Annotated in this window: 10 protein-coding genes; 9 read left to right on the plus strand and 1 reads right to left on the minus strand. The window is 59.3% G+C overall.

Annotated features, from left to right (window positions below; translation table 11 throughout):
- Window positions 1-206: 206 nt before the first annotated feature.
- Complete coding sequence (locus tag IPM89_08235) at window positions 207-1007, plus strand: serine hydrolase (protein QQS52929.1); 801 nt, start codon at window positions 207-209, stop codon at window positions 1005-1007.
- Window positions 1008-1025: 18 nt separating this feature from the next.
- Here IPM89_08235 and IPM89_08240 read toward each other — a convergent pair whose 3' ends face one another.
- Window positions 1026-3011, minus strand: coding sequence for an adenylate/guanylate cyclase domain-containing protein (locus tag IPM89_08240; protein QQS52930.1), 1986 nt, complete (start codon window positions 3009-3011; stop codon window positions 1026-1028).
- A 217-nt stretch (window positions 3012-3228) separates the two neighbouring features.
- On the opposite strand from IPM89_08240, the gene IPM89_08245 reads away from it, so the two are divergent.
- From IPM89_08245 to IPM89_08280, 8 genes are all read left to right on the plus strand, one after another.
- On the plus strand, window positions 3229-5442 hold the full coding sequence (locus tag IPM89_08245; protein QQS52931.1) for a CHAT domain-containing protein: 2214 nt from the start codon (window positions 3229-3231) through the stop codon (window positions 5440-5442).
- Window positions 5443-5453: 11 nt separating this feature from the next.
- Complete coding sequence (locus IPM89_08250) at window positions 5454-7868, plus strand: filamentous hemagglutinin N-terminal domain-containing protein (GenBank protein QQS52932.1); 2415 nt, start codon at window positions 5454-5456, stop codon at window positions 7866-7868.
- A 29-nt stretch (window positions 7869-7897) separates the two neighbouring features.
- Window positions 7898-8650, plus strand: coding sequence for a DUF928 domain-containing protein (locus tag IPM89_08255; protein ID QQS52933.1), 753 nt, complete (start codon window positions 7898-7900; stop codon window positions 8648-8650).
- 25 nt (window positions 8651-8675) lie between these two features.
- A complete protein-coding gene (locus tag IPM89_08260; protein QQS52934.1) occupies window positions 8676-9386 on the plus strand; it encodes a Crp/Fnr family transcriptional regulator in 711 nt (236 codons plus the stop codon).
- A gap of 245 nt (window positions 9387-9631) precedes the next feature.
- A complete protein-coding gene (locus tag IPM89_08265; protein QQS52935.1) occupies window positions 9632-10267 on the plus strand; it encodes a hypothetical protein in 636 nt (211 codons plus the stop codon).
- A 304-nt stretch (window positions 10268-10571) separates the two neighbouring features.
- Entirely contained in the window at window positions 10572-12023 is a 1452-nt protein-coding gene (locus IPM89_08270) for a hypothetical protein (GenBank protein QQS52936.1), read from the plus strand.
- A gap of 286 nt (window positions 12024-12309) precedes the next feature.
- Window positions 12310-12642, plus strand: coding sequence for a protease inhibitor I42 family protein (locus IPM89_08275; GenBank protein QQS52937.1), 333 nt, complete (start codon window positions 12310-12312; stop codon window positions 12640-12642).
- Between the two features lie 6 nt (window positions 12643-12648).
- A complete protein-coding gene (locus tag IPM89_08280) occupies window positions 12649-12978 on the plus strand; it encodes a hypothetical protein (protein QQS52938.1) in 330 nt (109 codons plus the stop codon).
- Window positions 12979-13044: the final 66 nt, after the last annotated feature.

A 13044-nucleotide genomic window follows, 5' to 3' on the forward strand; every position in this document is an offset into this window, starting at 1 on the left:
TGCCTGACTGAGGTCGTTTTATGTTACTCACCGAACCCTCCCTCTCGGACGCTTCCATCGATTCCAGTTCGGTTGCCGATCCCTCGAAACGCACATTTCTGGCCAAAATGACGGCTCTACTCGCGACCGCCACCTGTGGCGGATTGGCCTCGCCAAGCGGCGAAGCGGCCCGGCGCCGCTATCCATCCGCGACCCGACCCCCGGCCATGAGCGCATTGAGCGCGTCGATTGACAATTACATCAAATACTTGCGCCTGTCTGGCCGGATCGCGACCAATGAACGTACTGCCTGGCTGGTCTACGACTTCACCAGCCGGCAATACTTGACCGCCATCAACGCCAGCATCCCCTACCAAAGCGCCAGTATGATCAAACCCTTCATTGCGCTGGCTTTCTTCTACAAGGTGCTGGAGGGCAAGCTGCACTACACCCCTTACAACCGCATGCGAATGGAAGCGATGATCCAATACAGCAACAACAGCGCCACCAATCACTTCATGCGCTTGCTGAACCAAACCAGCCGTCGCAGTGGCCCGGTCGAAGCGGAGCGCACGCTCAAGCGCTACCATCCCGGTATTTTTCGGAATACCCATATCGTCGAGCGTATTCCCACCAGCGGCCGCACCTATCGCAACAAGGCTTCCGCGCTCGATTACCATCGCTTTCTATACGCGCTCTGGTACAACCAACTGCCGTTTTCCAACGAACTCAAGCGGCTGATGAACCTGCCCAATCGCGACCGGGTGTACACCGGCGCGGACGAGGTGGCGCGGCAAACCTGGGTGTTCGACAAGACCGGCACCACCGCGCGGCTATGCGGCAACATGGGTATCCTGGTCGCGCAGGGGCGCAACGGTGGCCGTTACCCCTACACCTTCATCGGTATCATCGAAAAGTCCCGATCGACCAAACACTACCGGACCTGGAAGGACAATCGTGGCGATGTCATCCGCGATGTGTCCGGCATCGCCTACCAACACCTGAGCCGGATGTATAACCTGGTGTAAATTGGGCAAACCGAAGCCTCATTCAGAGATTTCGCCGTCCACACGATAGACGGCGATCTCCTGATTTTTCCCCTTGAGCTTGACCCGGCCAACCTCCATAACCTGAAACGGGCAGTCCAGATAGCGAAAGGTGGTTTCGCCGATCAACACACGGCAAATGCTGTTGGCGGTGATGTGAGCGTTCTTGTCGAAGCTTTCAAGCCGCGAGGCCGTATTGACAACGTCACCGACTACAGCGTATTCGAGCCGCTGGCTGCCGCCCAAACTGCCCGCCACCATTGACCCGGTGTAAATACCGACTCGTATGGCGATGGTCGGCAATTGCTGCTCCGTCCATTTCATGTTGAGCTGTTGCAGCCGTTCGCCCATCGCCAGGGCACATCTCACCGCCCGCGCTGCATCCAGGGCGATTTCCGCCTCGGTCTGGCGGGGGATGGGTACGCCAAACAACGCCATCACCTCGTCGCCCACGTATTGTTTGACCATCCCTCCATGCGCCATGACCACCTGCGCCATGGCCTCCATGTAGGCATTCAACCAATCCATCAGCCGTGCGGGTTCCAGGGTTTCGGCAATGGTGGTAAAACCCCGGATATCGCTAAATAACACGGTGGCGGTCAACCTTTGCGATCGCAACCGGCTACCCGCGATCAATTGCCGGCGTTCCCGCCAGAGAGTGTGCACGACCTCTGGCGGGGTGTAGCACGCGAACAAATTTGTTAACAGCGTTCTCTCGGCGTGTTCGTACACTAAAAGATAAACACTGGACAAGGCGGTGGCAACGGTCAGCCCCAGCATCGGCGCGGCCAGCGGCAGCCAGATTTGCTGGAGAAAAGCGATCCGCCAAATACTCACCAGGACGGTCAGCGCGCCTGCCATCAACACCAGCAGCCACCCGAAGCGCAATTGACACAGGGCCAGTCCGACCCCGATCACGCACCAAAACCACAGCCAGCCAATCTCGGCGAAGTTGGGCAAACCGTGGATGGGGGAATCGCCCGCCAAGGCGAACCGCAGCAGTTGGTTGACTTGCAGGGCGTGGAGCGCGACGCCGGCGATCCGGCCGGCCGGATCTTGCGCCGGCGCTTTGGCTGTTGGCTCGCCGGCTAGAAACCGTCGCACCGGAATCTGGAAATAATCGGGCACGCTCGCCGCCATTCCGCCAAGGAGCACGATCTTATCGGTCAACCGTGCCGCTGGCAGCCGGCCTTCCAGCACGTCGGTCAGAGTGTAAACCCGCGCGGCGTTTAACCGACTCCGATAGTCCAGCAGATATTGATAGCCGGCGTTATCAGTGCGGACATAGCCTCCTTCGTCCGCCGTCAGCGGCCGAATCATGGTCGCGCCCAGCCGCAAGTAGTCTGGATATTGGGAGTCAGCCAGGGGAACGATGCGCTCCAGCCGCAGATAACGCAGGGCCACGACCAAGGCAAAGGCGCTGGAAACCTGCCGGCCATCATCGAGAAACAGCAGCCCGCGTCGGGTCAGGCCGTCCTCGTCGATGGGAATATCGCTGAAACCCGTCTGATCGGTACCCGCCAGAGCGGGGGGCGGAGCCACGGCGGGATCGTGGGCGGCGAAATTGCCGAATTTCGTCACCCAGACGATCTCCGGATGGCGGCGGAGCACCTGATCCAACCGCTCGCTGCCCGGCGGCACCGGGATATCGCGGTATTTATCGACACCGATCACGCGCGGTTGTCCCTGCGCCAAACGTTTCAGCGCCATGGCGAGGACGCCGTCTGGCAGCGGATACCCCCAGCGGCGGATGTCGGCTTCCGTCTCGCCGACCAACACGATCCGCCCATCGGGCGGTGCTAACGGCTGCCGGCGCAAGCCCTGATCGTAGCCGAGTAGCTCCAGAGCTTGCAGCATGCCGGCCTGCCATAGGCCAAGTATGCCGATGAACACGAGTTGGCCGAGCCCCAGGCACACGGCCGGCGCGCGCCAGCGGGTCAGCTGTTCCGGGAGCCATCGCCACCATGCCTTATCGACCCGGATCATAGGTTTTTTTCAACGAACCATACCCTAAAAAGAGACAAACTCCGCGCCGACCACTTGACAATGGTTGCCTCCCAAGACATGGGCATCGACCGCATGTACCTGCCGGTGCATTGCTTGCTTAACATGGATCAACTAATTGTTTTAAATTGATTTTATGACAAAGTTTACTATTATGCTCCAATAGACCTCATTGGAAAGCGAGGGTGAGTGTTTCGTCATGAACCACCACACACACCGATTTTTACGGTATCTGCTGTCTATCGCCCCGGCCGGTCCGCTGGTTTTCTGGTTGCTGGCCGCGACGGTCGCGACGGCCGAACCACCGTCGGCCGCCGCAGCGCAGGCCCAACAGATCGACGCCCTGCTGCAACAGGCCAATGCCTATCGGGCCTCGGGCCACTTCCGCAACGCCATCGCCGTCCTGCGTGCCGCGCAACCGCTGGCCGAGTCCTTGGACGATCCGGCCCTCCACGCCACCATACTGGGCGAACTGGGTGAAACCCTGCGGCTGACCGGCGCGAGCGAGGACGCCCGCCGGATGCTGGAAAGCAGCGTGGCGCTGGCCCGGCAAGCCAAGGCGCCGCACATCGCGGCAGCCAACCTCAACCACCTGGGTAATCTGGCCACTGGACAAGGCGACCCGCACGCCGCCCACATCGCCTATGAGGACGCTCTAACCCTGGCACGGCGGGCGCAAGACAAGCCATTGACCGTCGCCGTACTGATCAACAGTGCCCGCCTGGCCGCGCGGAACGGAGAGAACCGTCGCGCCGGCACACTATTGGCCGAGGCCGCCCAACTGCTGCAAACCCTGCCCTCCAGCCACGACAAGGCCTATCATCTGCTGGCCGTCGGCCAACTGCGCCGCTCACTGCCCGGCGCGTCCGCCCCACAACGAGCCCAGGCCCTTCAGGATTTCACCGCCGCCGCCGCCATGACTCGCGCGCTGAACGACCGGCCCGGCCTGTCCTACGCCCTGGGCTATCAGGCACGGTTACAACAGGATGAGGATCATCCGGTCGAAGCGTTGGCGCTGTACCGACAAGCCGCCTTCGCGGCCCAGCAGGCCGACGCCCCGGAACTGCTTTACCGCTGGCAATGGCCAATCGGCCGCCTACTCAGACTCCAGGGCGACCACAATGGCGCGATTCTGGCCTACCAGCAGGCGGTGGCGAATTTGCAGTCCATCCGCCAGGATCTTGCCTCGAATCAGACGGGCGAGACCACCTCCTTTCGGGCCAGCGTCGGCGATGCGTTCTCGGAACTGGCGGATCTCCTGCTGCAACGCGCCACTGGTCAGCCCATCGCCGCCGCTCGCGAAGCGGATCTGCGGGCCGCTCGCGATACCATGGAGGCACTGAAAACCGCCGAGGTGCGTGACTACTTCCAGGACGAGTGTGTGACCGCGCTGCAAGCGCGCACCGTCGCCCTGGAACGACCACCACCACGCACTGCCGTACTGTATCCGATCCTGTTGCCCGACCGGCTGGAACTGCTGCTGAATACCGCGGGCGGCCTCCAGCAGGTTACGGTGCAAGTGGGCCGCGACGCTCTCACCGGCACCGTGCGCCGGTTCCGGCGCACTCTGGAGAAGCGCACCAGCCGCGAATACCTGCCGCTCGCCCAACGCTTGCACGGCTGGCTGATCCACCCGTTGCAAGGCGAACTGGACGCCCGACAGGTCGAAACGCTGGTCATCGTGCCGGACGGACCGTTGCACACCGTGCCGCTGGCGGCCCTGCACGACGGTCAGCGCTTTCTGATCAGCCGCTACGCCATCGCCACCACGCCGGGCCTGACCCTGACCGATCTGCGTCCGCTCCCGCGTCAGAAAATACAGCCCTTGCTCAATGGCCTGACCGAAGCAGTGCAGGGCTTTCCGCCGCTGAATTACGTGCGTGGAGAACTGGACGCCATTCATGCCGCCTACGGCGGCACCCTGCTGGAAAACGACAACTTTCGACTGGCGAACATGCAGCGGGAATTGAAGGAAACACCCTATTCCATCGTTCACATCGCCTCGCACGGCGAGTTTGTCGGCGACGCGCGCAACACCTTTCTGCTGACCTTCGACGGCCGCCTGACCCTGGACCGGTTGGAGCGCTTTATGAGCCTCGGCCAGTATCGCGATCAGCCGGTGGAACTGCTGACCTTGAGCGCCTGCCAGACCGCCGCCGGCGATGATCGCGCCGCGCTCGGGCTGGCGGGCGTCGCGGTCAAGGCCGGCGCCCGCAGCGCACTGGCGACCCTGTGGTTCATCAACGATCAGGCGTCGTCACTGCTGGTGACGGAGTTCTACCGGCAGTTGCGGAACCCGGAATTATCCAAGGCTGAGGCGCTGCAACGGGCGCAAACGCGGTTGCTGGCCGACCCCCGTTACCAGCATCCCGGCTATTGGTCGCCGTTCCTGTTGATCGGCAACTGGTTGTGAGGCCATCCCCCATGAACGCATCCCATTTTACCGACGATTGGCGGTGGTTTATCGGTATAGCCGCAACCGCATTCACCATGATCCTCGCGCTGCCCGTCCACGCCGGAGTAACCACGGACGGCACGCTGGGCCAGGGCGGGGCACTGGCGGGGCCGAATTATCAGATCCCCGCCGATCTGGGCCAGCAGGTGGGCGGCAACCTGTTCCACAGCTTCGGCCAGTTCTCCATCGATACCGGCGAATCCGCCACCTTCAGCGGTCCCAATTCGGTGAACAACATCATCGGCCGGGTCACCGGCGGTGAAGCCTCGTTCATTGACGGGACGATCCGCTCGACCATTCCGGGGGCGAATCTGTACCTGCTCAATCCGGCGGGGCTGCTGTTCAGGGAGAACGCCACACTGGATGTGTCCGGTTCGGTGCATGTCAGTACCGCCGATTATCTACGCCTGGGCGACGGCGGGTGGTTCGATGCCCATACTCCCGGCAACAGCGTGCTGACGGTCGCACCGGTGGCGGCGTTCGGTTTTCTCGACCCGCCCGCGCCGATCACGGTTAGCGGCGGTTTCCTGCGCGTGCCGGACGGACAAACCCTGTCCCTGATTGGCGGGGACATCACGCTGCACAATGCCACGCTGTACGCCCCGGCGGGGCGGATCAACCTGGCGACAGTCGGCTCGGCTGGGGAGGTGGTTCCCACCGAGACGGATTTGGCCCTGCGGGGCTTCGACGCTCTCGGGACTCTCACCTTGGAAAACAGCTCGGCGCAACGACCGACGGTGAACCTGGGCGATCCGTTTGGTGAAGTCGAGTTGGCCAATCTGGACACCAGCGGTGCGAGCGGCGGGGCCATCTTCATTCGCGGCGGACAGTGGGTCAATCGAGGGGGAGAGGTATTCGCCGATACCTATGGGACGCGGGCGGGACGGGATGTGGATGTCGCAATAGCCGGAAATGTCCAGTTCGACCAAGGCGCCTGGCTTCGCGCCCGTGCACTGAGTTCGGGGACAGGTGGCTCAATCAGTTTTTCTGCCCATGACCTGAATATACTCAAGGGCAGCAAGATCACCACCGAGACTCTTGGTTCAGGTCAGGCCGGGGATGTGACGATCACGGCGCGGAATCTGCTCGTCGACGGCCAGAATGTTCATGTCCTTACCGGCATCGGCAGCCTCACTGGGCCCGGCTCCACGGGCGACGGGGGCGCGGTCAAACTGACTGTCGCCGATAACATCACGGTGCAAAACGGCGGGCGAGTCGGCGCCTCCACCTCCGGCGCGGGCGACGCTGGGGACGTAACGATCATGGCGCGGAATCTGCTCATCGACGGCCAGAATGCTGATAATCCCTCTACCGGCATCGGCAGCCGCACTGAGCGCTACTCCACGGGTAATGGGGGCGTGGTCAAACTGAACATCGCCGATAACATCACGGTGCAAAACGGCGGCGCCATCAGCGCCGTCACCTTCGGCGACGGCAATGCTGGCGACGTGGCAATCACCGCGCGGAATCTGCTCGTCGACCGCCAGGATTCTGATCTCGTTACCGGCATCTTCAGCAGCGTCGAACTCGGTAAGGGTGACGGAGGCACGGTCAATCTGACCCTTTCAGGCACCCTTACGGCGCGAAACGGCGGGGAAATCAGGGCCAGCACCTTTGGCGTGGGCGACGCTGGGGATGTAACGATCACCGCGCGGAATCTGCTCATCGATGGCCAGAATGCGCCGATCTTTACCGGTATCGCCAGTGGCGTCGGACCTAATTCCACGGGTAATGGGGGTACGGTCAACCTGACCATCACCGACTCTCTCACGGTGCGAAACGGTGGGCAGATCAGCACCACCTCGGCGACAACCAACGGTGGCAACATTACCCTCGACGTCGATCATCTCAGGTTGTTCAACGGCGGTGCCATCAGTGCCACCGTCAACGGCGGCTTCGACACCGAAGGCGGCAACGTCACCATCAACAGCGGCAACATCGTCGCCCTGAATGGCAGCACCATTACTGCCCAAGCCAACCAGGGTCGGGGTGGTAACATCCTCATCAACGCCGGCGTATTCCTGCATGACGCCGTCAGCACCGATCAAGTGCTGAATGCCTCCTCGCGCATCACCGGCAACGACGGTACCGTACAAAACAACGCCCCCAACACCGACCTCAGCGGCAATCTGACCGTACTACCAACCAACTACCTGAGTGCCGCTGACCAGCTTGGCGACCGCTGCGGGACCAGCGATCCGGACAGCCGCAGCCGTTTCATCGTGCAGGGGCGCGGCGGGTTGCTACCCGGTCCGGACGATCCGGCGACCGTCCGCCCAGTGCGTTGTCGCGCCGCACCGCCGACCCTGAGCGAGGCCACACCGCCCGCACTCTCATCCGCCCATACGCTCGTAACCGCCGCGCAGGGCTTTGGCAATCGATGACAACGCATGGCCTCTAGAGCCTCTCCATCATGAACAAACTTCCTATATCCCTGCTCGTCGGCCTGGCCCTGGCGCTCCCAATCTTGGCAACGCCCAGCCATGCACAAACGCAGCCCCCTGTCGATAACACGCGACCGAAACCCGCCGCCCAAACCGCGCCAACACCGCCCACCATCAGTCAGACGCCCGTTTACCGACCGCCGCTGCGTGGTGCGCCCGCCACCCGAGTCGGCGGCGCCAACCGAGGCGAACCGGATGGTGGATTGATCCTCAGCGTGCTCGCCCCTGAAAGCACCGGCCTGACCCACCGGGCCCGACCGATCTTGTATTGGTACGCTTCCCAGAAAGTGACCGCCCCGGTGGAATTCACCCTGAACGACGACCACTCTATCAAACCGCTGGTCGAGATAAAAATACCCGCCTCCCAGCCGGGCATTCACGCCCTACCCCTCAACTACACCCTCCAACCCGAGGTCGAGTATCAATGGGTCATCGCCGCCGTGATCGACCCCAACCAGCGCGCGCGCGACATCATCGCCGGCGGCACGATCAAACGGGTTCAGCCCTCCCCAACGCTCGCCACCCAACTGAGTCGGGCCAATCCAAGGGAATTGCCGTTTCTGTACGCCCAGGGAGGATTCTGGTACGACGCCATCGGCACACTGTCCGAGCAAATCGACGCCGACCCGACGGATCGCCACTTACGGGAACAGCGGGCAGCCTTGCTGGAACAGGTCGGATTGAATACCGCCGCCACTTATGACCGGGGAACCAATCCCTGAAAAATGACGGAATGGTCCGGAACCAATGCCGCCCATCGATAAACGCACCGCCTTAGCTCAACATGAGCTATTCAGCCACCTAGAGGCAACCGAACGCGAGCAACTCCTCCTGTTGGGTGTCGAGCGGCGATTTCACGATGGCCGGACGATTTTTCAGCGGGGCGACCCCGGCAACGGCATGATGCTGGTGCTGCGGGGGCAGGTCAAAATCAGTATTGTCTCCGATGAAGGCAAGGAGTTGATTTTTGCCATGACCCAGCCGGGGGAATGCTTCGGTGAGATCGCCCTGCTGGACGGCCAGACCCGCACCGCGGACGCCATCGCGGTCGGAGATTGCGTGCTATTCACGCTGGCGCGTTCCGATTTCATCCCGTTCCTGGAGCGCCATCCACAAGTTGCGATTCGCCTGCTCGCCGTGCTGTGCGGGCGAGTACGCACCACCAGCGACTTCATCGAACGGCTGGCTTTCCAGAATCTGCCCACCCGCCTGGCTCGGCTGCTGCTCAAGCTGGCCGCGACCCAGGGATCGGCCACTCCGACGGGGGTCCGCATCGATCAAAAGCTCTCTCAGCAGGAAATCGGCAACCTCGTCGCCGCCAGCCGCGAGAGTGTCAACAAACAACTGCGGCTCTGGCGGGCGGAAGGGCTGCTCGCCATCAAACAGGGCTACATCACCCTCCTGCAACCCGTCGCGTTGAGTCAACTGGCTCATTCAAGCCGTACCACCAATATCTGACCTCCCTCCTTGCTGACCGGCGTCCCTTCCCGTGGCGGGAGAGGATGGCGGTGTTTCCGACTTCACTCGCGTTCCCGAAAAAATCGGCGAATCGACGCGCGCGCCCGAAAAAAACCGATGAAACGTGAAGCAGCTCACATCTGACCGTCGGGAAAAATGCGTGAATGGCCCCAACAAACGATACGTGAAGGGTGGGGATTCACCGATGCGGAACCCTTCGCGATCAGACGCGCAAGGACACTCCCATGAACGCCAGTCAGGCCATCGAATCAGTTCCTTCCCGCCAATTTGGCGCGGAACCCTTCAGCCTGAATCCACGAATTCGATCCGTGGTGTTGCACATCATCGCCCATCACGGAGTGATGCGGATTCTTGGAATCGGCCACGGCACTCTGCCGTTGTGCCACGACTTACATCATGCGGGTTATACCGTGGTCAACACGGAACCCGAAGAGGTCAGCGCGGCCAATACGGCCGTATTCTCACCGGCGGTTCGTTCTTACCCACCACTGGTAGGCCCTAACAGTGATTCGATCAAGGCGGCGCCTTTCGACATGGCGGTCAGCATCGAATCAGGCGAACCATTTTCCAGACCCTCCGCACTGGTCAAGCTGGCCGCCGTAAATCTTCAGCAAGGCGGCATCCTTGTCTTGTCGATGCCTTATGGCGGCTACCTGAGAAACCTGCTGATCACCGTGCGCGAGTGGTGGAATCTGCCGCGCTTCGCAGTATGGGATGGTGGCTACATGCAACGCCGATCGAGGAAGTGCCTGACCATGTTGCTGAAATCCCATGGTTTCACTGTCATGGAATTCATTGGGGTCCGAAACCGCTGTGCGCAGTGGGAAGCGTTGATTCTGGTGGCAAGGAAAATTGATTAATTGAAATCTCATGGAGCCTAAAAAACCTTAATCCTGGCCTATTTGATCGGATCCTGTACTTGTCAATTCAGGCACATGCAGCAACATACGGTAATTAATGATCCACACAGAAGTGTATAAGCCATATCGAAATACATCATGACCTACTGCTAGCTTTCGATGACTTACGACTAAAGCAAAAGGAGGCAATCAAGCGAAATATCGCCATCTACATATCAACCGCTCCTTAAACACTGTTATCTTTTGGCAAATGCAGCGCTTTTAGGAGCAATCATGTGAGAAAATAGGCAAAAGGAGTCAATCCATGGCAACTTCCATCACCCCTTCTTTGGACTATCGGAAACGAGAGCTCTCAGCAAGCAACGAGATTAAATCCGCAATCGCTGTCCTGCGGAATGAAGGCGCGAAAAAGAAATGGACCTTTCAAATAGGGTACACCACCGCAATGGACTGGAAAATCGAGCAAATTACGGGCATGAAGGCACCCGACAATTTTCTTGAGCATTCCAAGAAACAGAACGCCTTGGCAAAAGCGTTGTTGAAAACCGAGCAAAAACCTTTGTTCTCCGGTCGCGGTGCCCCTGGTGATCCCCAATTCAACTGGGCCGACCACAATGCGGTGACTGCGGTAAAAGACCAGGGCAATTGTGGTAGTTGTTGGGCTTTTGGTACCCACGGCGCGTTCGAGGGAAGCTATGCGATCTTGAATGACGTCCTGATAAATAGCTCGGAGCAGGATACGCTGGACTGTAGCGGGGCCGGCGGTTGTGGTGGCGGCTGGTTTGCTTACCAGTACCTCATCGATAAAGGGTCAGCGGAAGATAGCGATTATCCTTACGTTGCCCGGCAGGGAAGCTGCAGAACCGATGTCAAGCGGCCGTTCAAGGCAGTCGCCTGGGGTTATGTCGACAGCACCCACGAGATTCCAACGGTTGAGGCGTTGAAACAAGCATTGTGCGAGTACGGTCCCTTGGGCGTCGCTGTCAACGTAACCTCCGCCTTTCAAGCCTATACAGGCGGTGTCTTTAACGAGAACGATCCGGGCAACGTTAACCACGCCGTCACTCTGATCGGCTGGGATGATGCCAAACAGGCTTGGAGAATCAAGAACTCGTGGGGCCAGGGCTGGGGTGAAAACGGCTTGATGTGGATTACCTACGGCAGCAACAGCATCGGCTATGGAGCATCCTGGGTGCAGGCGGAGATCATCCAGCCAGTCAGCACAGAGGCCAGTTGCATTGCTTATGAAGAGTTTTATTTTATAGACAATAAGCGGTTCGCCGGAAACGCCAATGTCGCCTCACTGACTTTCAACCTAGCCAAGGAGATGTTTGTTACCTTCGTCGCCGAGGCTTCGGCTACCATTGCTCAAGGGAGCGCGCCTCAGTCCTTCAGGACGGGACTTTATACGGGAGAGTCGCCCAATACGATGTTTACGGCATCCTATCGCGTTGGCTCGTTCCAGGTGGCGAACCAGCACGTACCCGTCCATACCTCGTTCGCGATCAAGTTGCCCGCCGGAACCCATACTATTTATTGGAAGGTCTGGCTTAGCGGCTACACCATCGGATTTGACTCAGGAACGCTCACAGCGACGGCAATACCGTGTTCGATGGGAGGACGGCTCAAGGCAAGGCTGACAGCACAACGCGAAACCACAGGAACCGTGACCGATAAGGAGGAGATCATTACCACACGAGATCCGAACGAGCCGAATATCTTTATCACTGTCGATCGACCGGCAGGTGCTCGTTGACAGAAATCGGACTACTTAGGGCGGGTATGGTTATCATGGAGTACCCAAGCTTAGCCTCCGATAAGTGAAGGGCCACCGTCGTTTCGAACGTTACATTGGAACGGCGGTAGCCCTGTTGTCCAGGTAACAGATGGGTAAAACTTTGGAACGAGACTGGTGTTGTTAGTGTTAGTCAAATACGACATGGCATTGTGATTGTCAAGATTGTTCTTCTTATCACAAATTCCAGTTATCTGAATTGATACTGTTAATAGCGGACCCAATCAGCAAAGAGGTGGAGGGTACTATGTCAAGCATGACCATCAGCGAACAGGATCAAGGTTCGGAGTTGCGGGTGCATGTAGGTGATGAATTAACTTTGAGTTTATCCACCATTCCTGGCACGGGATACTCCTGGAATGTTTCAAGTGAAGATCGAGAAATACTAGCGGAAATCAGCCAGCCCACTTTTGAAAAAACGACGGACGTCCACAAATTAGGAGCGCCGGAGCAGCAGATCTTTCATTTTCGCGTCGGCTCCGCCGGCACCTGTCAACTCCAGTTGGAGTATCGAAGACCTTGGAACAAGCTGGAAATGGCTGTAAAAAAATTTTCAATAACAATTGTGGCCCAAGAATGATTTGCCATGATATTAATTGGTTCTTTGATGGTTCTTATGGAACCAAATAACGATCACGAAAAAGGGCACAATACCATGCAACCGGCGCGACAAAAACATCGCTGCAAATGCCCTCATCATTTTGATGATCTGACTGGGACGGTGCTGGCGGGCTATCATCGACCGCCGTGGGTGTGGGTCTTAATGTTTGTATTTTATGGGGTTGAAGCTATCCACCGCTCAGCACTCGCAAGAAAAACAACCACTCTACCTGGGCACCACTTCCAGCTCATCCATAACACCCGACAACGAGACAAGAACTTGCTAAAACCACTCATGACCACCTTTCTCGCCTAACTGTTCGGAATCCATATTGAGCCAAGTGCCTTTGAACGAGCCATTCCCAAACCCTTTCCCATCCGC

Source organism: Candidatus Competibacteraceae bacterium, from assembly GCA_016699715.1.
Taxonomy (GTDB): domain Bacteria; phylum Pseudomonadota; class Gammaproteobacteria; order Competibacterales; family Competibacteraceae; genus Competibacter.